Source organism: Streptomyces sp. NPDC050856 (assembly GCF_040653855.1).
Taxonomy (GTDB): Bacteria; Actinomycetota; Actinomycetes; order Streptomycetales; family Streptomycetaceae; genus Streptomyces.
Genome location: NZ_JBFAGV010000012.1, coordinates 130,445 through 154,239, shown reverse-complemented (window position 1 = coordinate 154,239; position 23,795 = coordinate 130,445). Strand labels below are relative to the sequence as shown.

General features: G+C 72.5%; 28 protein-coding genes. 14 read left to right on the top strand and 14 right to left on the bottom strand.

The annotated features are described in order from the left end of the window. The first annotated feature begins 74 nt into the window (after window positions 1-74). Window positions 75-1,526, top strand: coding sequence for an NCS2 family permease (locus AB0H53_RS14270; RefSeq protein WP_362111518.1), 1,452 nt, complete (start codon window positions 75-77; stop codon window positions 1,524-1,526). A gap of 45 nt (window positions 1,527-1,571) precedes the next feature. On the opposite strand, the gene AB0H53_RS14265 is transcribed toward AB0H53_RS14270, so the two are convergent. Beyond that, window positions 1,572-1,754: a ribbon-helix-helix protein, CopG family gene (locus AB0H53_RS14265; RefSeq protein ID WP_362111515.1), complete on the bottom strand. Its 183-nt coding sequence runs from the start codon at window positions 1,752-1,754 to the stop codon at window positions 1,572-1,574. Between the two features lie 137 nt (window positions 1,755-1,891). On the opposite strand from AB0H53_RS14265, the gene AB0H53_RS14260 reads away from it, so the two are divergent. From AB0H53_RS14260 to thpR, 3 genes are read left to right on the top strand one after another with little or no spacing between them, the layout of a single operon-like run. Next, on the top strand, window positions 1,892-2,329 hold the full coding sequence (locus tag AB0H53_RS14260) for a MarR family transcriptional regulator (RefSeq protein WP_362111512.1): 438 nt from the start codon (window positions 1,892-1,894) through the stop codon (window positions 2,327-2,329). A gap of 42 nt (window positions 2,330-2,371) precedes the next feature. Continuing rightward, complete coding sequence (locus AB0H53_RS14255) at window positions 2,372-3,721, top strand: MFS transporter (RefSeq protein ID WP_362111509.1); 1,350 nt, start codon at window positions 2,372-2,374, stop codon at window positions 3,719-3,721. 37 nt (window positions 3,722-3,758) lie between these two features. Beyond that, a complete protein-coding gene (gene thpR / locus AB0H53_RS14250) occupies window positions 3,759-4,376 on the top strand; it encodes an RNA 2',3'-cyclic phosphodiesterase (protein ID WP_362111506.1) in 618 nt (205 codons plus the stop codon). Window positions 4,377-4,452: 76 nt separating this feature from the next. Here the strand turns inward: thpR and AB0H53_RS14245 are convergent, their stop codons facing one another. Continuing rightward, on the bottom strand, window positions 4,453-5,442 hold the full coding sequence (locus tag AB0H53_RS14245) for an aldo/keto reductase (protein WP_362111503.1): 990 nt from the start codon (window positions 5,440-5,442) through the stop codon (window positions 4,453-4,455). A 128-nt stretch (window positions 5,443-5,570) separates the two neighbouring features. Between AB0H53_RS14245 and AB0H53_RS14240 the strand changes: the two genes are divergently transcribed. After that, a complete protein-coding gene (locus AB0H53_RS14240; protein ID WP_362111500.1) occupies window positions 5,571-5,852 on the top strand; it encodes a ribosomal protein L7/L12 in 282 nt (93 codons plus the stop codon). A 24-nt stretch (window positions 5,853-5,876) separates the two neighbouring features. Here AB0H53_RS14240 and AB0H53_RS14235 read toward each other — a convergent pair whose 3' ends face one another. Beyond that, window positions 5,877-6,113, bottom strand: a complete 237-nt coding sequence (locus tag AB0H53_RS14235; RefSeq protein WP_362111497.1) for a DUF397 domain-containing protein — start codon at window positions 6,111-6,113, stop codon at window positions 5,877-5,879. Then, window positions 6,110-6,928: a helix-turn-helix transcriptional regulator gene (locus AB0H53_RS14230; RefSeq protein ID WP_362111494.1), complete on the bottom strand. Its 819-nt coding sequence runs from the start codon at window positions 6,926-6,928 to the stop codon at window positions 6,110-6,112. Before AB0H53_RS14230 ends, AB0H53_RS14235 begins: the two co-directional genes overlap by 4 nt. Window positions 6,929-7,010: 82 nt before the next feature. Between AB0H53_RS14230 and AB0H53_RS14225 the strand changes: the two genes are divergently transcribed. From AB0H53_RS14225 to AB0H53_RS14200, 6 genes are all read left to right on the top strand, one after another. After that, window positions 7,011-7,421 (top strand): hypothetical protein, encoded by a 411-nt coding sequence (locus tag AB0H53_RS14225; protein WP_362111491.1) that lies wholly within the window; start codon window positions 7,011-7,013, stop codon window positions 7,419-7,421. A gap of 98 nt (window positions 7,422-7,519) precedes the next feature. Next, window positions 7,520-8,479, top strand: a complete 960-nt coding sequence (locus AB0H53_RS14220; RefSeq protein WP_362111488.1) for a hypothetical protein — start codon at window positions 7,520-7,522, stop codon at window positions 8,477-8,479. A 51-nt stretch (window positions 8,480-8,530) separates the two neighbouring features. Then, complete coding sequence (gene hemC / locus AB0H53_RS14215; RefSeq protein ID WP_362111485.1) at window positions 8,531-9,466, top strand: hydroxymethylbilane synthase; 936 nt, start codon at window positions 8,531-8,533, stop codon at window positions 9,464-9,466. Window positions 9,467-9,515: 49 nt separating this feature from the next. After that, a complete protein-coding gene (locus tag AB0H53_RS14210; protein ID WP_362111482.1) occupies window positions 9,516-9,890 on the top strand; it encodes a DUF4180 domain-containing protein in 375 nt (124 codons plus the stop codon). A gap of 266 nt (window positions 9,891-10,156) precedes the next feature. Continuing rightward, a complete protein-coding gene (locus AB0H53_RS14205) occupies window positions 10,157-10,759 on the top strand; it encodes a DUF998 domain-containing protein (protein ID WP_362111479.1) in 603 nt (200 codons plus the stop codon). Continuing rightward, window positions 10,747-11,613 carry a DMT family transporter gene (locus AB0H53_RS14200; RefSeq protein ID WP_362111476.1) on the top strand — a complete coding sequence of 289 codons (867 nt, stop codon included), beginning with the start codon at window positions 10,747-10,749 and terminating at the stop codon, window positions 11,611-11,613. Before AB0H53_RS14205 ends, AB0H53_RS14200 begins: the two co-directional genes overlap by 13 nt. A 34-nt stretch (window positions 11,614-11,647) precedes the next feature. On the opposite strand, the gene AB0H53_RS14195 is transcribed toward AB0H53_RS14200, so the two are convergent. After that, window positions 11,648-12,334 (bottom strand): GDSL-type esterase/lipase family protein, encoded by a 687-nt coding sequence (locus AB0H53_RS14195; RefSeq protein ID WP_362111473.1) that lies wholly within the window; start codon window positions 12,332-12,334, stop codon window positions 11,648-11,650. A 59-nt stretch (window positions 12,335-12,393) separates the two neighbouring features. Between AB0H53_RS14195 and AB0H53_RS14190 the strand changes: the two genes are divergently transcribed. After that, window positions 12,394-13,365, top strand: coding sequence for a WD40 repeat domain-containing protein (locus AB0H53_RS14190; RefSeq protein WP_362111470.1), 972 nt, complete (start codon window positions 12,394-12,396; stop codon window positions 13,363-13,365). A gap of 27 nt (window positions 13,366-13,392) precedes the next feature. On the opposite strand, the gene AB0H53_RS14185 is transcribed toward AB0H53_RS14190, so the two are convergent. Continuing rightward, complete coding sequence (locus tag AB0H53_RS14185; protein WP_362111467.1) at window positions 13,393-14,160, bottom strand: TetR/AcrR family transcriptional regulator; 768 nt, start codon at window positions 14,158-14,160, stop codon at window positions 13,393-13,395. 97 nt (window positions 14,161-14,257) lie between these two features. Here AB0H53_RS14185 and AB0H53_RS14180 point away from each other — a divergent pair, with 97 nt between their 5' ends. Then, window positions 14,258-15,217 (top strand): ATP-binding cassette domain-containing protein, encoded by a 960-nt coding sequence (locus AB0H53_RS14180; protein ID WP_362111464.1) that lies wholly within the window; start codon window positions 14,258-14,260, stop codon window positions 15,215-15,217. Then, entirely contained in the window at window positions 15,214-16,041 is an 828-nt protein-coding gene (locus AB0H53_RS14175) for an ABC transporter permease (protein ID WP_362111461.1), read from the top strand. The genes AB0H53_RS14180 and AB0H53_RS14175 overlap by 4 nt, the downstream gene beginning before the upstream one ends. A 96-nt stretch (window positions 16,042-16,137) precedes the next feature. Here the strand turns inward: AB0H53_RS14175 and AB0H53_RS14170 are convergent, their stop codons facing one another. The 8 genes from AB0H53_RS14170 to AB0H53_RS14135 form a co-directional block, all read right to left on the bottom strand. After that, on the bottom strand, window positions 16,138-16,791 hold the full coding sequence (locus AB0H53_RS14170) for a DUF4360 domain-containing protein (protein WP_362111458.1): 654 nt from the start codon (window positions 16,789-16,791) through the stop codon (window positions 16,138-16,140). A 306-nt stretch (window positions 16,792-17,097) separates the two neighbouring features. Continuing rightward, complete coding sequence (gene serC / locus AB0H53_RS14165) at window positions 17,098-18,216, bottom strand: phosphoserine transaminase (RefSeq protein WP_362111455.1); 1,119 nt, start codon at window positions 18,214-18,216, stop codon at window positions 17,098-17,100. 80 nt (window positions 18,217-18,296) lie between these two features. Beyond that, complete coding sequence (locus tag AB0H53_RS14160; protein ID WP_362111453.1) at window positions 18,297-19,526, bottom strand: cytochrome P450; 1,230 nt, start codon at window positions 19,524-19,526, stop codon at window positions 18,297-18,299. Then, window positions 19,523-20,779 (bottom strand): cytochrome P450, encoded by a 1,257-nt coding sequence (locus AB0H53_RS14155; protein ID WP_362111450.1) that lies wholly within the window; start codon window positions 20,777-20,779, stop codon window positions 19,523-19,525. Before AB0H53_RS14155 ends, AB0H53_RS14160 begins: the two co-directional genes overlap by 4 nt. After that, window positions 20,776-21,372 (bottom strand): ATP/GTP-binding protein, encoded by a 597-nt coding sequence (locus tag AB0H53_RS14150; RefSeq protein WP_362111447.1) that lies wholly within the window; start codon window positions 21,370-21,372, stop codon window positions 20,776-20,778. Before AB0H53_RS14150 ends, AB0H53_RS14155 begins: the two co-directional genes overlap by 4 nt. Next, on the bottom strand, window positions 21,353-21,724 hold the full coding sequence (locus AB0H53_RS14145) for a DUF742 domain-containing protein (RefSeq protein WP_362111444.1): 372 nt from the start codon (window positions 21,722-21,724) through the stop codon (window positions 21,353-21,355). Before AB0H53_RS14145 ends, AB0H53_RS14150 begins: the two co-directional genes overlap by 20 nt. Continuing rightward, window positions 21,721-22,131 carry a roadblock/LC7 domain-containing protein gene (locus tag AB0H53_RS14140; RefSeq protein ID WP_362111441.1) on the bottom strand — a complete coding sequence of 137 codons (411 nt, stop codon included), beginning with the start codon at window positions 22,129-22,131 and terminating at the stop codon, window positions 21,721-21,723. The genes AB0H53_RS14145 and AB0H53_RS14140 overlap by 4 nt, the downstream gene beginning before the upstream one ends. Then, window positions 22,128-23,726 (bottom strand): ATP-binding protein, encoded by a 1,599-nt coding sequence (locus AB0H53_RS14135; protein WP_362111588.1) that lies wholly within the window; start codon window positions 23,724-23,726, stop codon window positions 22,128-22,130. The genes AB0H53_RS14140 and AB0H53_RS14135 overlap by 4 nt, the downstream gene beginning before the upstream one ends. Window positions 23,727-23,795: the final 69 nt, after the last annotated feature.

Here is a 23,795-nt window from a genome sequence, read left to right as displayed (position 1 = left end):
ACGTCTGACCGGTTTTGTTCGTGTGAATCCACAAGGGCGACCGGGTCACCCACCCCCCGTAGCAGAGGTTTCGCATGCCCTCCTCGGCCACCGCGCCGGTGGACGCCGGCTCCCCGCCGCCGCCCCAGCAGCCGACCAACGGCCTGGACCGCTTCTTCAAGATCTCGGAGCGCGGTTCCACGGTCGCCCGGGAGGTACGCGGCGGATTCGCGACCTTCTTCGCGATGGCCTACATCATCGTGCTCAACCCGATCATCCTCGGCAGCGCCAAGGACATGTACGGCAACCAGCTCGACAGCGGTCAGCTCGTGACCGCCACCGTGCTCACCGCCGCCCTCTCCACCCTCCTGATGGGCGTCATCGGCAACGTGCCGATCGCGCTGGCCGCCGGTCTGGGCGTCAACACCGTCGTCGCCCTCCAGCTCGCGCCGCGCATGTCCTGGCCGGACGCGATGGGCATGGTGGTCCTCGCCGGTGTGGTGGTGATGCTGCTGGTGGCGACGGGCCTGCGCGAGCGGGTGATGAGCGCCGTGCCGGTCGGCCTGCGCAAGGGCATCGCGATCGGCATCGGCCTGTTCATCATGCTGATCGGCCTGGTCGACTCGGGCTTCGTCTCCCGCATCCCGGACGCCGCCCACACCACCGTCCCGCTCCAGCTCGGCGCGGGCGGTCACCTCGCCGGCTGGCCGGTGCTGGTGTTCGTGCTGGGCACGCTGCTCACCCTCGCGCTGATCATCCGCAAGACGCCCGGCGCCATCCTGATCTCCATCGTCGTCATGACGGTGGTGGCGATGGTGATCCACGCGGTGGCGAAGGTCCCGTCCTGGGGCCTGACCACCCCCAAGTGGCCCGGCAACCCGGTGGCCACCCCGGACTTCGGCCTGGTCGGGGATGTGAGCCTGTTCGGCGGCTTCGAGAAGGTCGGGCCGCTGACCGGCTGCCTGTTCGTCTTCACCGTGCTGCTGTCCTGCTTCTTCGACGCGATGGGCACCATCCTGGGCGTCGGCGACGAGGCCAAGCTGATGGACAAGCAGGGCAACTTCCCCGGTATCAACAAGGTCCTCTTCGTCGACGGCATCGCCGTCGCCTCCGGCGGCGCCACCTCGTCCTCCGCCACCACCTGCTTCGTGGAGTCCACGGCGGGTGTCGGCGAGGGCGCCCGTACCGGCCTCGCCTCCGTCGTCACCGGCGCGCTGTTCTCGGTGGCGCTGTTCCTGACGCCGCTGGCCACCATGGTGCCGTCCCAGGCGGCCACCCCCGCGCTGCTCGCGGTCGGCTTCCTGATCCTGGCCGGTTCGGTCCGGGACATCGACTGGAGCGACTTCACCATCGCGGTGCCGGCGTTCCTGGCCATGGTGATGATGCCCTTCACGTACTCGATCACCAACGGCATCGGCATCGGCTTCGTCGCCTTCAGCGTGCTGCGGCTGGCGGCCGGGCGCGGCCGGGAGGTGCCCGTCGCGATGTACGTGGTGTCGGCGGTGTTCGTCTTCTACTACGCGATGCCCGCCCTCGGCCTCACCTGAGCCGCCCGGGTCGCCGGGGTGGCCCGGGCCGTCGGGTCGCGGCGGTCACCCACGGCCGTAGAACCTCTCCGTCTCGTCGACCGCCGCCTCGAAGCGGGCGTCGAAGTCGTCACGCATGAGCGTCCGGACCACATAGTCCTGGACGCTCATGCCGCTTCTGGCGGCGTGCCGCCGGATCCGGTCGAGCAGCTCCCCGTCCACGCGCAGGCTGAGCACGGTCGATCCCATGCCGGTCAGCGTGACCGCCGACTCCTGCCTCGTGCGTCACATTCCGGATATCTCTCACTCGTTCGGGTGACACGAGGAGGAGGAGGGGTGAGCTCCGCACTGGTATTTAGCTTGGGTAATGAGTTATGCTAAACACCATGCCTGACCTTTCCCACGGTGACGACGCGGCCGCCGTGAACTCCCTCCGCTCGGCCGTCATGCGGCTGGGCCGGCGCCTGAAGCACCAGCGCGTCGACGAATCGCTGAGCCCGACCGAGATGTCGGTGCTCGGCACCCTCGCCCGCTGCGGCTCGGCCACCCCCGGTGAGCTGGCCCGCAAGGAGCACGTACAGCCGCCGTCGATGACGCGGATCGTGGCGCTGCTCGAAGCCAAGGGACTGGTCCGGCTGGAGCCGCACCCCGACGACCGCCGGCAGAAGGTGGTCAGCCAGACCGAGACGGCCGAAGCCATGCTGGAGGAGTCCCGCCGCAAGCGGAACGCCTGGCTGGCCTCGCTCGCCGAGAGTCTGGACGAGGACGAGTGGGCGAGGCTCCGCGCGGCCGCCCCCGTACTGGAGAAGCTCGCCCATCTGTAAACACATCGGTGAAACGCGCGACTGCCAAGGAGGCGACCCCTTTTGAGTACGGGATCCGGAGCATTCTCCGCCCCCGCACACAACCACGACAACACCAGCACCACCGCGACCTCGGCGGGCAAGGGGACCTTCTCCTCGCTCAAGGTCCGCAACTACCGCCTGTTCTTCACCGGCGCCATCGTGTCCAACACCGGCACCTGGATGGCCCGGATCACCCAGGACTGGCTGGTCCTCGGGCTCACCGGCTCAGCGGCGGCCGTCGGCATCACCACGGCGCTGCAGTTCCTGCCGATGCTGCTCTTCGGCCTGTACGGCGGTGTCATCGCCGACCGCTACCCCAAGCGGCGCCTGCTGCTGATCAGCCAGGGCGCGCTGGGCCTGTGCGGCCTGGCGCTGGCCGTCCTCACCCTCTCCGGGCACGTACAGGTCTGGCACGTGTACCTGATCGCGTTCCTGCTCGGCATGGTCACCGTGGTCGACAACCCGGCCCGGCAGTCCTTCGTCTCCGAGATGGTCGGCCCCCACCAGCTGCGCAACGCCGTCAGCCTCAACTCGGCCAACTTCCAGTCGGCGCGCCTGGTCGGCCCCGCCGTCGCCGGCCTGCTCATCGCGTCCATCGGCAGCGGCTGGGCGTTCCTGGTCAACGGGCTGTCCTTCCTCGCCCCGCTGGCCGCCCTGCTCATGATGCGCACCGGCGAGCTGCACAAGGTGGAGCGCGCCCCGCGCGGCAAGGGACAGCTCCGTGAGGGCCTGCGGTACGTGGCCGGGCGGCCCGAGCTGATCTGGCCGATCGCGCTGGTCGGCTTCGTCGGCACGTTCGGCTTCAACTTCCCGATCTGGCTGACCGCCTTCGCCGACGAGGTCTACCACGTCGGAGCGGGGACGTACGGGTTCCTCAACACCCTGATGGCGATCGGCTCGCTGGCCGGCGCCCTGCTGGCCGCCCGGCGCGGCAGCTCCCGGCTGCGGATGCTGGTCGGCGCGGCCGTGCTCTTCGGCGCGCTGGAGATCGTCGCCGCCTTCTCGCCCGCCTTCTGGCTCTTCGCCCTGCTGCTGGTCCCGATCGGCATGGTGGGCCTGACGGTGAACGTCACCGCCAACTCGTCGGTCCAGATGGCGACGGACCCCACGATGCGGGGCCGGGTGATGAGCCTGTACATGATGGTCTTCGTCGGCGGTACGCCGCTGGGCGCGCCCCTGGTGGGCTGGATCACCGACACCTACGGCGCCCGTGTCGGGTTCGCCACCGGTGGCGCGGTCTCCATGGCCGCCGCCGTGGTGATCGGCCTGGTGCTCGCCCGGGTGGGCGGGCTGCGGCTGCGGCTCGACCTCCGCCGCGGCCAGCCGCACGTGCGGTTCGAGCCACGGGAGCGGCTGACGACCGCGGCGTGAGGGCCGCGGCCCGCCGCCACCGTGCCAGACTCCCGGCATGAGGCTCTTCGCTGCCGTGCTGCTGCCGCCCGTGGCGGTCGACGAACTCGCCGCCGCCGTCGACCGCTTGCGGGCCCTGGACGAGCCGGGCGCCGGCGCGCTGCGCTGGACCGGCCGGGCCGGCTGGCACCTCACCCTCGCGTTCATGGGTGAGGTGGACGAGCGGCAGCTACCGGAGCTGCGCACGCGCCTGGCCCGGGCCGCGCAGCGCACCGAGCCCTTCCCGCTGCGCCTCCACGGCGGCGGCCGGTTCGGCCGCCGGGTGCTGTGGGCGGGCGCGGCGGGCGGGCTGGACGAACTGCGGCTGCTCGCCGAGCGCGCGGACGCGGCGGCCCGGCGCAGCGGCATCCCGATGGACGAGCACCGCCGCTACCAGGCCCACCTGACCCTGGCCCGGGCCCGCTCCGAGACCGACCTGCGCGGCTACGTGGCGGAGCTGAGCGACTTCGACGGCACCCGGTGGCAGGTGACCGAGCTGCACCTGGTCCGCAGCAACCTGCCGACGAGCGGCGCCGCCGGGGACCAGCCGCGCTACGAGACGGTCGGCAGCTGGCCCCTGGGGCGGGGCGCGGCGGAGCCCGGGTTAGTCTCGAAGGGTGGACCCCAAAACCCGTAACCGGATCATGGCCGGTGTGCTTGTGCTGATGTTCGTGATCATCGCGGTCGCCTCGGTGGTCTGACGCGCGTACGCGTCACCAGGCGAACGCCTCCGGGGACGGCCCCGGACCGGGGAAGATCCCCTCCAGCTCCGTCAGCACCTCGTCCGCCAGCTCCAGCTCCACCGCCCGCCGCGCGGACTCGAGCTGCTCGGCGGTGCGCGGCCCGACGATAGGGCCCGTCACCCCGGGCCGGGTGAGCAGCCAGGCCAGCGCCACCTCGCCGGGCTTCAGGCCGTGCTTGTCGAGCAGGTCCTCGTACGCCTGGACCTGTGCCCGCACGGCCGTGCTGGCCAGCGCGTCCGCCGACCGGCCCGTGGTGCGCCGGGTGCCCCTGGCCTCCTTCTTCAGCACCCCGCCGAGCAGTCCGCCGTGCAGCGGCGACCAGGGGATGATCCCGAGGCCGTAGTCCCGGGCGGCCGGGATCACCTCCATCTCGGCGCGGCGTTCGGCCAGGTTGTACAGGCACTGCTCACTGACCAGCCCGACCATGCCGCGCCGGGCGGCGGCCTCGTTGGCCTGGGCGATCTTGTATCCGGGGAAGTTGGACGACCCGGCGTAAAGGATCTTGCCCTGCTGGATGAGGACGTCGATCGCCTGCCAGATCTCCTCGAAGGGCGTGCGGCGGTCGATGTGGTGGAACTGGTAGAGGTCGATGTAGTCGGTGCCCAGCCGCTTGAGGCTGCCTTCGACGGCCCGCCGGATGTTCAGCGCGGACAGCCGGTCGTGATTGGGCCAGGCGTCCCCGTCGCAGCCCATGTTCGCGTACACCTTGGTGGCCAGGACGACCTTGTCACGGCGGGTGCTGCCTCTGGCGAACCAGGAGCCGATGATCTCCTCCGTCCGCCCTTTGTTCTCACCCCATCCGTACACGTTGGCGGTGTCGAAGAAGTTGATCCCCGCGCCGAGCGCGGCGTTCATGATGGCGTGACTGCCGGCCTCGTCGGTCTGCGGCCCGAAGTTCATGGTGCCGAGGACGATACGGCTGACCTTGAGTCCGGTGCGTCCGAGCTGCGTGTATTTCATGGATGTACAGCCAACGCCTTCGAGCGCGCTCCGGGCAAGAGCGCCTCGCTGGCCGCGCCGGTCCGTCCCCGTGGCACCCGGCCTTCCCGGTGCCGTGGGCTCACGGGGGCGCACCTACGATCGAGCCCATGTGGACACTCGTAGTCGTTCTGGTCGCCGCCGGTCTGGTGCTCTCCGGCGTCGAGACGAGGCTCAAGGGCACGAATCGCAGGATCGCCCGCCTTGAGCACAAGATCGATCTCATACTCGACCACCTGGGCATCCAGGACACCGACCCGGCGCTGGCGCAGGTGGCCGAGCTGGTGCGGCAGGGCAAGAAGATCGAGGCGATCAAGCAGTACCGCACGCTGACCGGCGCCGACCTCAAGGAGGCCAAGGACGCGGTGGACCGCCTGGACGCTCAGTCCTGAGCGCCCAGACGGGGGCGGGGTCCGCTACGGAAGGGTGGCGACGAACTCGGCCCAGGCGGTGGGGGAGACGGCCAGGGCCGGGATGGTGATGTCCTTGGAGTCACGGACATGGACGGTGTGGGGGCAGGTGGCCACCTCGACGCAGGCCCCACCTTGGTCGCCGCTGTAGGAGGACTTGGTCCAGGTGTAGGCGACCTCGACGCAGTCGCCGCCCTGGCCGCCGCTGTAGCTGGACTTGAACCAGTTGAGGTTGGTGCTCATAGCTCGCGTGCCACCTGTTCGATGAGTTCGGCGGAGTCTTCGGGATTGAGGGCCTGCGCCCGCAGAATGCCATACCGTGCGAACACGTCCCCAACATCGGGCTGCTCACTGAGAAAGTAGCGTCCGCCCTGCCCCTCGACGTAGACGAGTTGACTTTCGCGCTTCGCTGTCTCCAGCAAGATGAAGGGTCCGTTGAGGCCGGCATGGGTGTGCCGGTCCTCTGGCATCACCTGGATCTCTACATTGCGCAGCCGCCCGATGTGGAGGACGTGGTGGAGATTCTCCTTCAAGGTCCCCGGACTGCCGAGCGGTTTCGCCAGCGCGGCCTTCTCCAGTACGAAGCTGACCAGCGGCGCGGGCTTGCGGTGGAAGAGTGCCTGCCGAGCCATCCGGGCAGCTACGCCCGCTTCGATCTCCTCGTCATCTAGAGACGGACACGCGCAGCTGAACACGGCGCGAGCGTACGCCTCCGTCTGGAGCAGCCCAGGAATCAGGTGGGTCTCGTACCAATGGACACCCGCCGCCCTCGCCTCCTCCTCCAGGTAGTCCTCGAACCAGGCGGCGACACCACTCGCCTTCAGCTCCTCCGCCACCTCCACCAGTGCACCTTGTGCACCCAGCAGCTCGTCCGCCACGTCCACGAAGTTGCCCCTCGGGCGGCGTTCGCCGCGTTCGATCATGGCCACCTGGGACTTGGAGTAGCCGGTGTGGTGACCCAGCGTCTCCTGCGAGACCTTCGCGCGCTCCCGGTGGAAGCGCAGCAGCCTCCCGAATGCCTTGGCGGCACCCGGGCTCCCGTTGTTTCCGATGTTCACATCCGACCTCCGCACGTGCACAGCCCGTCACAGAACGTGTGTGGCGCTGGTCACAGTAGACATCGGCCGGGAAGCTGTCCGCATGGATCAGCGCAATTCACTTGACACGGTGCCCACTTGGGTGCCTGCCTCCGGACATGCCCTGCGGCACGCGGGCATCCACTTCGACGCCGTGCGGATCGGAGGGCTGCGCGGCGAGGAAGTGGCGTACGAGCTCATGGAGTTCACCGACTTCGCCGCCGGGCCGATCGTCCGGGAGCTGGCGGGCGCGCAGAACGTGTACTTCCTGCTGCCGCCGCGGACCGCGTCCGGCTACGCCTGGCCGGCCGGGGCGCGGGCGCTGAGCCGCAATCACCGGAGTGAGGCGTTCGTGGGGGTGCCCGCGCTGCGCGGGCTGACCTGGCCGCTGGACTGGCGGTCGCGCCCGACGGGCGAAGTGCCCTTCGTGGAACCGGACTTGTTGCACGAAATCGTGGTACGTACGCTAGTGTGACCGAGTCAATACGCTCCGTGTAAACGGGGCGGTCCCCGGGGGTGCGCCAACACCGTCCGAGGACCTTCACCGCCAGTGGAAAGCCAGGTCCACCCACGATGCTTCGGCATGCTATCGCGCCCGTTCGGCGCTACACGAAGGCCTCGCACGACATCGTGCGCCACCCGCGTCTGAACAGTGACGCGAAGGTGCTCATCCTGTACGTCCAGGGGCTTCCCGAGGGCGAGGCCGCCAGGCCGCTCAACGAGCACGCGACGAAGATGGGCATGAAGCCCCGGGCGTACCACCGGGCCAAGGAAGCGCTGGTGGCGTGCGGGTTCTTCTTCGAGTGGCGGTGGCAGAACGGCCGGGGCCGCTGGACGACGGACCAGTTGATGGCCAACGTCAGCCTCACGCGGGAGGAGGCCGACCGGGTCCGCGACGGGGTACCGCCACCGAGTCCCCCGGAACCGACGGTCGGTCCACCGGGGCCCCGGGTGGTCGGTGGCTCTCCTCCGGAAGACAAGAACGGGGAGAAGAACATCCCCCACCCGCCACCCGAAGCCCCACCCGAAGCCCCGGCGGTGCCCGGGATCCCCGGGGCCACCGAGCCCTCGGCGGTCCCCGAGGCCCCTGGGGCCGCCGGGGGGCCGGAAGTCGCCGAGGCGGAACGGTTGTTGCTGTCGCTGCGGCACACCCACCGGGACCTGCTGCTCGGCGTCCGGGAGGCACGCGGCCTGGCCGACGCGGCGGCCGAGTGGCTGCGGCGCGGGGTCCCGGCGGCCGACCTGCGCCAAGCCCTCACCTCGGGGTTGCCGCCGGGCGGCGTGCGCTCGGCGGTGGGCTTCCTGCGGCACCGGCTGACCGAGAAACTGCCCGTTCCCGCCGGGCCGCCGACCCGCGCGGGACTCATCGCCTGCGCCGGTCCTGGTGACGACCACGTCTTCCGCCCGGTCGGCGACGAAACCCTCTGCGCCCCCTGCCGCCGCCGGGCCGCCGCCCGTGCGTCGGGTGGCCCGCCGCCCCGGCGTCCCGTCTCCTGGCGGCAACTGCTCCAGGAGGGCGTCGGGCCCGTGTGACGCGGCCGGGGGCGCGGTTTTGGGCACACCCGCGGGTCTATCGTGGACGGCATGTCCGCTCCTGAGCTGATCCGCATCGTCTCCCGCGACTCGCCCATGGCCCTGGCCCAGGTGGAGCGCGTCCGCGCCGAGCTGGGGGCGCTGCGCCCGGAGATCCGTACCGAAGTGGTGCCGGTGAAGACCACCGGCGACAAGTGGATGGGCGACCTGGCGCAGGTGGAGGGCAAGGGAGCGTTCACCAAGGAGGTCGACGCCGCGCTCCTCGCCGGTGAGGCGGACCTCGCGGTGCACTGCGTCAAGGACGTGCCCGCCGACCGGCCGCTGCCCGCCGGTACGACGTTCGCCGCCTTCCTGGAGCGGGACGACGTCCGGGACGCCCTCGTGCACCCCGGCGGTCTCACCCTGGACGAGCTGCCGTCCGGGACCAGGATCGGCACGTCGTCGGTGCGCCGCGTCGCCCAGCTCGCCGCGTCCCACCCGCACCTGGAGTGCGTGCCCTTCCGGGGGAACGCCAACCGGCGGCTGGAGAAGCTGGCGGCCGGGGAGGCGGACGCGCTGCTGCTGGCCGTCTCCGGGCTGGAACGCATCGGCCGCACCGACGTGATCAGCGAGATCCTGTCGCCCGAGGTGATGATGCCGCCGATCGGCGCGGGCATCCTGGCCCTCCAGTGCCGCGAGGACGACACCGCCGTCATCGACACGGTGAGCGCTCTGGGCCACCCGGACACCCACCGCGAGGCCACCGCCGAGCGGATGTTCCTGCACGTCCTGCAAGGGCACTGCAACAGCCCGATCGCCGGGTACGCGAAGTGCGAGCGAGGCGGGGAGCTCTCGCTGCGGGCGAGCGTGTTCACCCCGGACGGCAAGACGGTCCTCAACGCCCATGAGTGGGCGGGCCGCCTCGACCCGGCGACCCTCGGCACCTCGGTGGCCGTCGCCCTCCTGCGCCAGGGCGCCAGGGACCTGATCGACGGCATCGCCCACTAGCGGAAACCACGTCGACCGGGACGCCGTTCCGCGGCTAGCCTCGGTCGTCATGACCACGCTCCAGACGATCCACGGCGTCCCCGTCCTGATGTGCCCGGCCGATGGCGAGCCCATCGCCGGGGAACGCCAGGCCCTGGACCTCATAGGCGACGCCGGGTACCAGGGGGCCCAGTGGGTCGTCGTCCCCGTCGAGCGGTTCGACGCGTCGTTCTTCGAGCTGCGCACCCGTGTCGCGGGCGAGATCGTCCAGAAGTTCGCCAACTACCGGCTGGGGCTCGTCGTCCTCGGCGACGTCTCCCGCCACACGGCGGCCAGTCCGGCGCTGCGGGACTTCGTCCGCGAGTGCGACCGGGGACGGCAGACCTGGTTCGTCGCCGACACCGAGGAGCTGGCGGAGCGGCTGGGGAGCGGTTCGGGCGGCTGAGCCGGGAGCCCGGCGGCCGGCGCGGGGCGCCGGGAACGGCCGGGGCGGCGCACTCCGGCGCGCGGTGTGCGGTCCCCTCCGCCATGTGGCCGATGGGGCGGGCCGGTTACTGGACGGGGTGCCCGGGGGGCGTTAGACCAGCGGGGATGACAAGGCCCGTGCCCCGCGCCCGTGACGGCGGCGACCTCCGGCCGCGTGGCCGGCCGGCGCGCGGGCGGTCCCGGGCGCCGGGACGGACGGCGGCGGCGGGGCTCGGTGGGGCCGCGGTGCTGTACAACTGCTGGCTGCTGGAGCTGGTCCTGCCCACCGGGCTCGATCCCCGGCACTCCTACGTGAGCGAGCTGTACGCGGCCGACCAGCCCTACCGGGCGGTGTTCGGGGGCACGGAGGCCGCGTGCGCGCTCCTCCTGGGGACGGTGGCCCTGCTGGTGCGGGGCCGCGCGACCGGTGCCGTGGCGCGTGCCGGGTGGTGGGCGCTGGCGGGGTTCGCGGGGGCGTCCCTGGGCGACGTGCTGCTGCCGATGCGCTGTGCCCCCTCGGTGGAACCGGCCTGCGAGGCCGTGCACGTGTCGCACACGGTCACCAGCGCCCTGGTGCACTTCTTCCTCTTCTCCGCCATGGTGCTGCTCGTCCGCGCACCGGGCGCGGGCCGCTGGGGCCCGGTCGTGCTCGGGTGCGCGCTGGTGTCGTCGGTCAGCACGGTCGGGCCGCTGATCGGGCACCCCGGCTGGCACGGTGTCCCGCAGCGGGCGCACCTGCTGGTGGTGGGGGTGTGGCTGGTGCTGCTCGCCCGCTCGGTGCTCGTACCACCGGCGCGGGAACGGCGGCCGGGGCCCGCGCCGGAAGAGGTCGGCGCGTGGCGCCCCTAGGGTCGGTCCTCCTCGCCGTGCTGTTCGCGGTGCTGACGGCCGTGGGCAACGCCACCGGCACGGTGCTCCAGCGGATCGCCGCGCGCCGCGTGCCGCCGGGTGACGCCTTCAGCGTCCGGCTGGTCCCCCACCTGCTGCGCAGTTGGGCCTGGCTGGGCGGTATCGCCGTCATCGTCGTGGCCGCGGTGTGCCAGGCGGTGGCGCTGGCGCTGGGGACGCTGTCGCTGGTGCAGCCCATCCTGGTGACCGAGCTGCCCTTCACCCTCCTGATCGCCGCCGCGATCTCCCGGCGCCGGCTGCCCACGACCGGCTGGGTGGCGGCCCTCCTGATCGCCGCCGGGCTGGGCCTGGCCCTGGCCGCCGCCGCGCCGGACGAGGGGCACGCCCGTGTCCCGGCGGCCGTGTGGGTCTGGACGCTGCTGGCCACCGGCGGTGCCATGACGGCCGGTGTGCTGGCGGCGCTGGCCCGGCCCCGGGGCAAGGCGCGCGCCGCCCTGTTCGGTTCGGCCTCCGCGATCGGCTACGGACTGACCGCCACCTTGATGAAGTTCGCCGTCGACACCTTCGAACGGGACGGCCTGGGCGCCTTCCTGGCTTGCTGGCAGACGTACGGGTTCGTCGCGGCCGGGGCGTGCGCGCTCTTCCTGCTGGCCAACGCCATGGAGTCCGGCCCGCTGGTCGCCTCGCAGCCGGCCCTGACCCTGGGGGAGGCGCTGGTCAGCGTGGCGCTCGGGATCGCGGTGTACGGCGACCGGCTGCGGGCCGGCTGGTGGCTGGTCCCGGAGGGCGTCGGCACGGTGATGATCACCTGGGGGGTGCTGCTGCTGCCCAGGGTCAGGACGGAGGAGGAGTGAGCCGGCGTCCCGCCCCGCGGCCGGTGCCGGACGGTCAGTGCCGGGCGGTGTAGGGGCCGCCGATGTCCCACGCCTGGTGCATCGCCGTCGCGAAGGCCGCGGCCAGCTTGTGCTCGCCCGACGGGCCCGGATGGGTGCCGTCGTAGGTGTCGGTGTACAGGTCGTAGGAGTCCGGCGCCGACGCCAGCAGCAGCGGCGAGCCCGGCTCGTCGAGGTCGGCGACGGCCTTGGCCAGCAGCTCGTTGAAACGGGCGCACTCGGCGGCGAAGGGCGGGTCGTCGAGGGCCCGTACGTTCGGTATCACCGGCAGGACGACCGTCCGGACGCGCGGATTGGCGGCGCGCGCCCCGGCGATGAACGCCCGGGCGTTGGCGGCGGTCTGGTCACTGCCGGTGTAGAAGCCGAGGTCGATCAGGCCGAGCGCGACCAGCAGGACGTCCGCCTTGGTGGCGGCCACCGTCTCGCGGATCAGCGGGGCCATGTGCAGCCAGCCCTCGCCCCAGCCGGCCAGGTGCTTGCGCGCCTTCTCCGGGAAGGCCGGATCGGCGTAGTCGTGGGAGACGGGGGCCCCGGCCACCGTGTCGTACAGCTCGGTGCGCGGGCCGACGATCCGGTACGGGCCGCCGTAGGTGGCGCTGAGGTGCTGCCACATCCGGAAGCGCCAGGTGTAGTCGCCGGCGCGTCCGATGGTCTGGGAATCGCCGACGAACATGAAACGCATGGGGGCCATCATCCCCGACCGGGGCCGCGCCGCGCGATGTGACCGTGGACACTGGGGGGATGCGTTCGTTGCGTACGACTCCGGTGGCGGCCCTGGCCGCGGTGTTGCTGGCCGCTGCCCCGGCGGGCGCGGCCGACGAGGACGGGGGGTTCACCATCGAGGACCCCCGGATCACCGAATCCAGCGGTCTGGCCGCCAGCCGCGCGCACCCCGGCGTCTACTGGACGCACAACGACCAGGACGGGCCGTACGTCTACGCGGTGGACTCCCGCACCGGCCGGACGGTGGCGACGGTCACCATGCGCGGCGTCGGCAAGCCGCGTGACATGGAGGCCGTCTCCGTCGGCGGCGACGGCCATGTGTACGTCGGCGACATCGGCGACAACCTCAACGGCTCCTGGCCGAACGTGTGGATCTACCGGTTCCGCGAGCCGGAGCGGCTGGGCGACCGGACGGTGGACGCCACGCAGTACACCGTCCGGTACGCCGACGGGCCGCGCAACGCCGAGGCGATGATGGTGCACCCCAGGACTGGCCGGGTGTACATCGCCAGCAAGAACGAGGAGGGTGGCGGGCTCTACGAGGGGCCCGCCCGGCTCACCACGGGCGGCACCAACGTCTTCCGGCGCGTCGGCGAGGTGCCGTGGGTGACGGACGGGGCGTTCTCGCCGGACGGCAGCCAACTGCTGCTGCGCGGCTACTTCAGCGCGCGGGCCTACGCCTGGCGGGACGGCCGGCTCGGCGCCGACACGGCGGTACGGGCGCCGATCCAGGGCCAGTCCGAGTCGGTGACGTACACGACGGACGGCTCGGCGCTCATGTTCGGCACCGAGGGCGGGCGCAGCGAGGTCGTCCGGGTCCCGGTGGCCGGGCAGGAGGACAGGCCGCCCGCCGGCCGGGGCAGCGGCGCGCCCGACGCCGCCCCCGCTCCCGGCGGTGGCGAGGGCCGGGACCACACCTGGACCGTCCTCCTGCTGGCGGGCGTGGCCGTCGTGGCGATGGGCGGCAGGAAGCTGCGGCGCCGGTCCTGAGGCACCGGCCCCGGAGGCGGGGCGGCGTCAGCTCTCCCCGCGCTCGGCGACCAGCGCCTCGAAGCCGCGCAGCAGGGCGCGCAGGCCGAACTCGAAGTGGTCGAAGGCGGACGAGAAGGCGTCGTCGGAGAGGGCCGCCATCATCGGGAACTCGCCGCTCTCCATGGCCCGTACCAGGAACGGCTCCTGGCTGCCCCAGAACTCCTCGTCGCTCAACCCGGTCTCCTTCGCCGCCTCGGCCGCCTGCGCCTCCATGCGCGCGATACCGGCCACGAAGCTCTGCACCGCGATGATCACCGAGATGGTCTCCGGGTCGCTCAGCTCCATGCCCCGCAGCCCCGCCAGGGACACCTCCAGGCCGCGTACCGCGCTGGGGCCCAGGACGGAGCGGGCGCTGTTGACCTTGAGCAGCCAGGGGTGGCGGCGGTAGAGGCCGAGCTGGGTGCGGGCCAGCGTGCCGACGGCGGCGCGCCAGTCGTCGCCGGGGGGCGGCGCGTCCCCGTCGAGCGGGGTGCCCTGGACGCGGTCGAGCATCAGGTCGAGCAGCTCGGCCTTGCCGGGCACGTACCGGTACAACGACATGGTGCCGACGCCCAGTTCGGTGGAGAGGCGGCGCATCGAGACGGCGCCCAGGCCCTCCGCGTCGGCGACCTCGACGGCGGCGGTGACGATCCGCTCCAGGGTCAGGCCCCGCTTGGGACCCCTGGTGGCCGGCTCCCCGGTGCCCCAGAGGAGTTCCAGGCTGCGCGCGATGTCGCCGCTGCCGCTCGTCGTCGCGTCGTTCTCCCTGCTCATGCGGGTCAGCGTAGCCCCCGGAAAAAAAACTGAGTACGCCGTACGCGCTATCGGGTACGGTGTACTCGGTTTTGGTTGGTCCACAGGGGAGGGCGGCATGGAGTCGTATGCGGTACGGGCCGAGGGCCTGCGGAAGAGGTACGGGGACAAGCTCGCCCTGGACGGGTTCGACCTGGCGGTGCGCTCCGGCACCGTCCACGGGCTGCTGGGCCCCAACGGCGCGGGCAAGACCACCGCCGTGCGGGTGCTGGCCACGCTCCGGAGGTTCGACGGCGGGCGCGCCGAGGTGGCCGGGGTCGACGTGGCCCGTGATCCCCGGCGGGTGCGCGCCCTCATCGGCCTCACCGGCCAGTACGCCGCCGTGGACGAGGTCCTCAGCGGCCGGCAGAACCTGGAGATGTTCGGGCGGCTGTTCCACCTCGGCGGGCGGCAGGCCAAGCGCCGCGCCGCCGAGCTGCTGGAGCGGTTCGACCTGACCGGGGCCGCCGAGGAGAGCGTCGAGGGCTACAGCGGCGGTATGCGCAGACGCCTGGACCTCGCCGCGTCGATGATCCTCGCGCCCCGGGTGCTCTTCCTGGACGAGCCGACGACCGGGCTGGACCCGCGCGGGCGCGGCGAGGTGTGGGAGGCGGTCCGGACCCTGGTCGCCGGCGGTACCACCGTCCTGCTGACCACGCAGTACCTGGAGGAGGCCGACAGGCTGGCCTCGCGGGTCACCGTCATCGACCGGGGCCACGCCATCGCCGACGACACGCCCGAGGCGCTGAAGAACCGCGTCGGCGGCGACCGCATCGAGGTGGTGGCCGCCGAGCCGGGCGACCTGCCCCGGGTGGCCGAGGTGGTCGCCCGGGTCTGCCAGGGCGAGCCGCGCGTCGACGAGGCCGAACGCCGGGTCCACGCACCGGTCGCCGACCGGGTGGCGGCGCTCACCGAGGTCGCCAGGTCGCTCCAGGACAAAGGCGTGCAGGTCGAGGACATCGGACTGCGCAGGCCGAGCCTGGACGACGTGTTCCTGCGCCTGACCGGGAACGTCACGGGCGAGGAGGTGGCGGCATGAGCAGCGTGCAACCGGTCACCGGACGAGGGCGGCTGTTCTGGGCGGTGGCCGACTGCTGGAACGTCGTGCGCCGCCAGTTGACCCACTATCAGCGCAAGCCCGTCTACATCGCCTGGCAGCTCGGCTTCCCGATCCTGTCGGTCCTGCTGTACGGGTACGTCTTCAGCGGCGCGATGCGGCCCCCGGGCGGCGGCGGGGCGGACGGGTACCGGGACTTCCTGATGCCGGGCATGTTCGTGATGACCATGGCCTTCGGCTTCATCAACACCGCGACGGCCGTGGTCACCGACTCCAACAAGGGCGTCATCGACCGGTTCCGCTCCATGCCGATGGCCCCGTCCGCGGTGGTCAGCGGGCGTGCCGTCACCGACCTGATCGTGGCGTGCGCCGAGTTGACCATCCTGGTGGGGACCGCGTTCGTCATGGGCTGGCGCTCCGCAGGCGGTCTGCTGGGGACGGCCGGCGCCTTCGCGCTGCTGCTGCTCCTGCGCTACTGCCTGATCTGGGTGGGCGTCTGGCTGGGCCTGCTGGTGCCCAACCCGGAGGCGGCCGGCGGGCTGTTCGTCATCGCCTTCCCGCTCACCATGATCTCCAGCGTCTTCGTGCCGCCCGGCACGATGCCCGGCTGGCTGGGCGCGGTCGCCGCCTGGAACCCGATCTCCTCGACCGCGGCCGCGACGCGCGAGCTGTTCGGCAACCCGGTGGGCAGCGACGGGAGCTGGATCCAGGAGCACGCGCCGCTGATGGCGCTGGTGTGGCCGCTGGCCATCACGGCGGTGTTCCTGCCGCTGGCGGTGCGGCGCTTCCAGCGGCTGAGCCGGTGAGCCGGGGGCGGGCCCGCGAAGGGGGTGCGGGCCCGCCCCGGTCACCGGCCCGCCCGGGGGCCCGGCCGGACCGGGCCCCCGGGCGCGCGGCCGGGACTACGCCGGGCACTCCTTCCAGGCCAGGCGGTAGATCGTCTTGATGTCCCCGTCCGTGGAGTCCATCGCGATGAAGCTGTTGGTCTTCGCCGGGTCGGAGGTGCCCGCGTTCACCCGCAGCTCGGTGTTGATGTTGAAGTTCCGCTTGACCCCGCACGGCGCCCACACGAGCTGGCCCCAGTCGGTCTCGTCGGTGGCCTGCCAGTTGGTGTCGTAGGGGCCCCGGAAGGGATGGGTCCTGACCGCCGTGTCGGGGGAGCCCTGGAAGTAGTACGAGGCCTTCTGGGTGGCCGTGGCGCCGGACTCCAGGTGCGCGTAGCCCCGGTAGTCGGCGCTGGCGACCGCGTAGGTGAAGCCCTGCGGGACGTGCACGATCAGGTTGAGCTGGCAGTTCTTGCGGAAGTCGGTCGGCTTGGCGCCCAGGCCCACCTGCGCCAGGTAGTGGCTGTAGGTGACGGTGAAGGCCGTGTTGTCCGGGGAGACGGCGACGGCCGCGGTGCCCTGCGGGCAGCCCGAGCCGTTGACGGTCGCGATCTCGATCACGATCTTGTCGGGTGGTGCGACGATGCCCGCCGCCGCCGTGTGGGGCGCGAGGAGCGTCGAGGCGAGGGCCGCCGCGGCGGCGCCGCCGGCGAGCAGGGAGGTTTTGGACATGGTGCTCCGATCGGTTGCCGGTCGACGTGGGGGGTCCAACCGCTGGATGGCGTGATCATGTCAAAGAGCGGGTGCGTGCCGGTGCTGGTCGCGCGGAGCGCGGGACGCCGGCGAGAGCTCGCCGGAGTGCTACGGATGGTAGGGACGCGCGCCGGGGCCGGATAGGGCGGTTATCGGCCGCGCGCGACGCGTGAGGGGCCCGGCGGCGCGCCGCCCGGTACCCCGCCGGGAGCGCCGCGTCCGCTCCGCCGGACGCACGAGGGGCCCGGCCGCGCGGCCGGGCCCCTCGTCACACGTCGGACGTGCTCACAGCTTCTCGATCACATAATCGACACAGGACGTCAGCGCCTCGACGTCCGCCGGGTCGACCGCCGGGAACATCGCGACCCGGAGCTGGTTGCGGCCCAGCTTGCGGTACGGCTCGGTGTCCACCACGCCGTTGGCGCGCAGCACCTTGGCCACCGCCGCCGCGTCGATCTCGTCCGTGAAGTCGATGGTGCCGATGACCTGCGAACGCTTCGCCGGGTCGGTGACGAACGGCGTCGCGTACTTGGACTCCTCCGCCCAGCCGTACAGGGCGCGCGCGGAGGTCGCGGTGCGCCGCACCGACCAGTCCAGGCCGCCCTGCCCGTTGAGCCACTTGAGCTGCTCGTTGAGCAGGAAGAGGGTCGCCAGGGCCGGGGTGTTGTACGTCTGGTTCTTCAGCGAGTTGTCGATCGCCGTCGGCAGCGAGAAGAACTCCGGGACGTGCCGGCCGGAGCCGTGCACCCGCCGGGCGCGCTCCAGCGCCGCCGGGGAGAACACGCCGATCCACAGGCCGCCGTCCGAGGCGAACGACTTCTGCGGCGCGAAGTAGTAGACGTCGGACTGGGTGATGTCGACCGGCAGGCCGCCCGCGCCGGACGTCGCGTCGACCAGCACCAGCGCGCCCTCGTCGGCGCCGGCGACCCGCTGGACGGGGGCGGCCACGCCGGTGGAGGTCTCGTTGTGCGTCAGGGCGTACACGTCGACGCCCGCCTCGGCCTCCGGCTCCGGGTGGGTGCCCGGCTCGGAGGAGATCACGGTGGGCTCGGCCAGCCACGGGGCCAGCTTCGACGCCTTCGCGAACTTGGAGGAGAACTCACCGAAGGTCAGGTGCTGGGACTTGTTCTCGATCAGCCCGTGGGTCGCGATGTCCCAGAAGGCGGTCGAGCCGCCGTTGCCCAGGATCACCTCGTACCCCTCGGGGAGGGAGAAGAGGTCCCTCACGCCCGCACGCACCTCGCCGACCAGGTTCTTGACCGGGGCCTGGCGGTGGGACGTGCCGAGGAGGGAGGTGCCGGTGGCGGCCAGGGCGTCCAGCGCCTCCGTGCGCACCTTGGAGGGGCCCGCGCCGAAACGACCGTCGGCGGGCTTGATGTCAGCGGGAATCCGGATCTCAGCCACGGGCCGGAGCCTAGCCGTTGACGGACACGGCCGAGGGCCGTGTCCGTCCGGTGAGACGTGCCCGGAGCGTGACGGTGGTCTCAGCGCAGGCGTACCGGAAGGTCGAACAGGTCGTTCTGGGTGACGACCGGCTTGTTGCGCAGCCCGGACACCGGCACGGCCAGGTCCAGCCCGGGGAACCGCTCGTACAGGGCGGGCAGCGCGATCCCCGCCTCCAGCCGCGACAGCGCCGCGCCGGGGCACACGTGCGGGCCGTGGCCGAAGGAGATGTGCCGGTTGGGCGAGCGGGTGACGTCGAAGACGCCCGCCGTGGGCCCGTGCTGCCGCTCGTCCCGGCCGATCGCCGCGTACGACACGATCAGCGCCTCACCCCGGGGGAGGACCCGGTCACCGACCTCGACGTCCTCGGTGGCGAACCGGAACAGCACGTGCGAGGTCGGCGTCGAGAAGCGCAGGGTCTCCTCGACCACCGCGTCCCAGCCGACCCGGCCGGAGCGGACCAGTTCACGCTGTTCCGGATGGGTGGACAGGTTGACCACGGCGTTGACGATCAGCGAGATCGTCGTCTCGTGACCCGCCGCGACCATGAGCTGGAGGGTGGAGACGACCTCCTCGTCGGTGAGGCGGTCACCGCCCTCGGAGGCGGCGATCAGCGCGCTCGTCAGGTCGTCGCCCGGCTCGGCGCGGCGGGCGGCGACGACCGCGCGCATCATCCCGGCCAGCTCCTCCAGGGTCGCCCCGACCTCCTCCGGCGGCGTCTGGGTGGAGAAGAACTTGTCGAACAGCACCTTCAGCCGGGGGTGGTCGGCCGGGTCGATGCCCATCAGGTCACTGACCACGTACATCGGCAGCGGGTAGGCGAACTCCGCCTTCAGGTCCACCGTGGCACCCGGCTCGTGCGCGGCCAGCGCGTCCAGCAGGCCGTCGGTCAGCTCGCGGATCCGCTCCCGCATCCGCTCCACCCGGCGCGGCGTGAGCGCCTGGGCGACCAGGGCGCGCAGCCGGCGGTGGTCCTCGCCGTCCACGGTGAGCATGGAGCGGCCCGGGTTGGCCAGCCCGATCAGCGGCCAGTCCGCCGGTATCTCACCGCGCCGCCAGGCGCCCCACACCTCGATGTCCTTCACCAAGCGCCGGTCGGTGAGGAGCTCGCGCGCCTCCGCGTGGTGCGTGACCGCCCACGCCGGCACGCCGCCGGGCAGTTCGACCCGCGCGAGCGGGCCCGCCGCGCGCAGGGCGGCGCTCTCGCCGTCGAGGTCGGTGACGAACGGGTCGAGGACGATGGGCGTGCCGGTGGTTCTGCCGCTGGTCATGCGGTGCCTCCGAGGGCCGGGGTCGGGGTGAACGTCACGGGCAGGTCGGTGAGGCCGCGCAGCCACGGCGAAGGGCGCCGGGTCAGCGCGTCGGCCGGGACGGCCAGGTCCAGGTCGGGCAGCCGGTCCAGCAGCACCTCGATGCCGGTACGGGCGATGACCTCGGCGATCTCCTGGGCGGGGAAGGGACAGCGGTGCTCCCCGTGGCCGAAGGAGAAGTGGGCGCTGTTGCCGCCGGTCAGAGCGGTGTGGTCGATGTGCACCTGCGGGTCGGCGTTGGCGGCGGCCAGCCCCAGCAGCAGCAGGTCGCCGGCCTTGATGTGCCGGCCGCCCAGGTGGGTGTCGCGCGAGGCCCAGCGTCCGGCCACGTTCTGGGAGGGGGTGTCGGCCCACAGCACCTCGTTCATCGCCTCGGCGACGCTGTGCCGGCCGCCGGACAGCGAGGCGGCGAACCGCTCGTCGGTGAGCATCAGCCGCAGCGAGTTGCCGATCCAGTCGGCGGTCGGCTGGTGGCCCGCCGCCATCATCACCATCAGGTCCTGGGCCATCTCCTCGTCCGTGAAGCCGGACGGGTCCTCCAGCATCCGCGACACCACGTCCTCGCCGGGCTCGGCCCGCTTGGCGGCGATCAGCCCGAACATCGACTCGGCGAGGTGCTGCTGGCCGGCCAGCGCGCGCTCCCGGCCGTCGATCATGTCGTTGAGCGCGGTGACCAGGCCGGGGCCCTGCTCGTCGGGCACGCCGTAGATCTTCACCAGTACGCGGACCGGGAGCAGCATGGCGTACTGGGCGATGATGTCGGTCCGGCCGGCGCCGCAGAACGCGTCGATGAGCCCGTCCGCGTACCCCTCGGCGTGCCGGCGCAGGGTGAAGGGGTCGACGGACTCCAGCGCGGTCGCGATCATCGCGGCGCGCTGCTGGTGGCGCTCGCCGACGGTGTAGAGGATCGACGGCTGCTTGCGGCCGATCATCGGCAGCAACGGCCAGTCGGCGGGGATGCGGTCCCACTGGTTCCACAGGTCGGAGTCGCGGCTGAACAGCACCGGGTCGCTGGTGACCTGGTGCAGCTCCCGGTAGTCCAGCACCAGCCAGGCCGGCACGTCCCCGTCCAGCACGACCGGGGCGACCGCCCCGTGGTCGCGCCGCAGCTCGCGGTACAGCCGGCCGGGATCGGTCTGGAACCGGGGCCCCGACAGCGGGACGGGGCCCCGCGCGTGGGGGCAGGACGGCGAGGAGGGGACGGGGGCGGTCATGCTCTGGCCTCCTGGAGCGACAGGCTCCTCAGGTGCTCGACAAGGGTGATCAGTACGTACTTGCTGGAGGAGCGGTCGCGGGCGTCGCACTCCACCAGCGGCACGTGGTCGGCCAGGTCGAGCGCCTCGCGGATCTGCTGCTCGGTGTGGACCGGGCCGCCGAAGTCGTTGCAGGCCACGATGAACGGCGTGCCGTGGTGCTCCAGACGGTCGATCGCGTACCAGGAGTCGGCCAGCCGGCGGGTGTCGACCAGGACGACCGCGCCGAGGGTGCCGGAGAAGAGCCGGTCCCACAGGAACCAGAAGCGCTCCTGCCCGGGGGCGCCGAACAGGTACAGCACATTGCGGGCGTCGAGCGTGATGCGGCCGAAGTCGAACGCGACGGTGGTGGACGTCTTGGTGCCCACCTGCGCGATGTCGTCGACGGCCTCGCCCGCCCGGGTCATCGTCTCCTCGGTGTTGAGGGGACGGATCTCGCTGACGGACCGGACCAGGGTGGTCTTGCCGACTCCGAAGCCACCGACGACGACGATCTTGAGACCGTTGTCGGCGGTGCTGCTGAGCGGTGTCCGTTCAGAGGTTGCGGAGTCCAACGAGCACCTGTTCCAGGATGTCGGGGTCGGGGACGCGGCGGGAGGAAGCCCGCGTCGTGCGGGGATGCCGGGCGCTGATCCGGCCGGTACCGAGCAGGTCGGCCAGGAGGATGCGCACGATGCTGACCGGCAGGGCGAGTTCGGCGGCGATCTCCACCACCGCGGTGGGGCGGCGGCACATCCGCAGGATCGCGGCGTGCTCGGACTGCATGCCGGGCACCGGGTCCGACTCGGTGACCACCAGGGTCACCAGGTCGAACGGGGTGTCCGAGCCGGACCGGGTACGGCCGCCGGTCACGGTGTACAGCCGGTCCGGGGTCTCGTCCCGCGGGTTGCGGGGCGGGGCCGTCACGAGGTGCGGGGCTCGGCGCTGAGGTACTCGCCGAGCTGCTCGACCAGCTCGCTCATGTTGTGCCCGATCAGGCCGACGTCGGAGTCCTCGGCGGCGACCACCGCCAGGTGGGCGCCGTCCCCGGCCTCCACGATGAGCAGCACGCCGCCGTAGAACTCGGCCATCGCCGACCGCACGCCGCCGGAACCGTCGCCGAACTCGATGGACGCGCCGTGCGACAGGCTCTGGATGCCCGCGGCGATGGCGGCTAGCTGGTCGGCCTGGTCGACGGAGAGCTCCGGGGTACGGCACAGCTTGAGCCCGTCCCGGGACAGGACCAGCGCGTGGCGGGTGCCGGGCGTGCGCTGGAGCAGGTTCTCCAGCAGCCAGTTGAGCTTCTCGTCGGTGGTGGACGTCGTGCCGGTCATCGGGAGGTGCCTTCCGTGGTGGTGCGTACCGCTTGGCGGAAGCTGCTGAAACGGGCCGCCGGGTTGGCCGGTTCGGCCGGCCGGGCGGGCGGGGCGGGGGTGCCCTCGGGGTGGGCGGCGGCGAGGGTCTGGCCGCGGCGGCGCTTGGGCAGGCCGCTCTCGCCCAGCTCGGGTGCGGGCGCGGGAGCCGTCGCGGGCGCGTCCGGAGCGCCCGGTGCGTCGGGTCCCGCGGGGGCGCGGGTGGCCGGGACGGCCGGTTCCAGGGCGGGACGGTCGTGGCCGGCCGGACCGGGGTGCGCGGCCGGTTCCAGGGCCGGGCGGTCGTGGCCGGCCGGCTCCAGGGGAGCGGGGACCCGCGTCCGGACGTCCGGGCGGGCGTCCGGGCGGGCGCGGGTGATCAGGTCCTGCGGGATCATCATCAGCGCGCCGGTGCCGCCGCGGGCCGAGGGGCGGAACGACACGGTCAGGCCGTGCTTGCGGGCCAGGCGGCCCACCACGGCCAGGCCGAGCCGGGTGCCGGACAGGCCCGTGAGGTCGGTGTGCCCGGCGGTCACGGCCCGCTCGGCGCGGCGGAGCTGGACGTCGCTCATCACCAGGCCGCTGTCCTCGACGGTGATGACCAGCCCGGCCGGGACCTCCTCCACGTACACGTGCACCTCGGCGGTGGGCGGCGAGAAGTTCGCCGCGTTGTCGAGGAGTTCGGCCAGGGCGTGCATGACGCCCTCGGCGGCGTGGCCGGCGATGGCGGCGTCGCAGGTGGAGTGGAGGCGTACCCGCTGGTAGCCGCCGATCCGGCCCATCGCGCCCCGCAGGATGGACTCCATCACGATCGGCCTGGCCCAGCGGCGGCCGGAGCGGGCGCCGGTCAGGACGGCGATGGAGTCGGCCAGCCGGCCGGCCTGGGCGGTGCGGTGGTCGAGGTGGAGGAGGTCGGTCAGGACGTCCTCGTCGGAGTGCCGGTGCTCCATCTCGCGCAGGTCGGCGAGCATGCTGGTGGCGAGGGCCTGCATGCGTCCGGCGGCGTTGGCGCAGGCGGCCAGGGCGGCGGCCCGGTTGGCCTCGCTGCGCGCGGCCTCCGCACGGGCCCGGCCGGCTTCGCTCCGCGCCTCGGCGCGGTCGCGTTCGGCCTCGGCGCGGGCCTGGGCGACGGCCTGCTCGGCCTCGGCGCGGGCCTGGGCGACGGCCAGTTCCGCCTCGGTGCGGGCCTCCGCGGCGGCGCGTTCGGCCTCGGCGCGGGTCTCGGCGATGGTGTGCTCGGCCCGGGACCGGGCCTCGGCGGTGGCGCGGCCGGCCTCGGCCGCCACCCGGGCCGCCTCCGAGCGGGCCTCGGCGACCGCGCGGTCGGCGGCGGCGGCGCGGTGCGCGGTCTCGGTGGCGAGCGCGGCGTTGCGGGCGCGCAGGTGGCGGGCGGTGTGCAGGGCGTACGCGGCGGTGGTCACGGCGGCGGTCAGCAGCACGGCGGCGGTGGCCGCGCCCCACGCCAGCGGGGTGCGCACGGAGTCGGGAGCGACGGCCACCGCCCCCACGCACAGGAGGCCGGTGACGGCCGCCGATATCAGCAGGGCCGGCGCGACCGGCCGGAGGGAGGGGCGCAAATCGTCAGTCCTCAAGGCATGAGTGGGGATACGGAGCCGTCAATTCCCGATCAATTTGAGGTCACTATA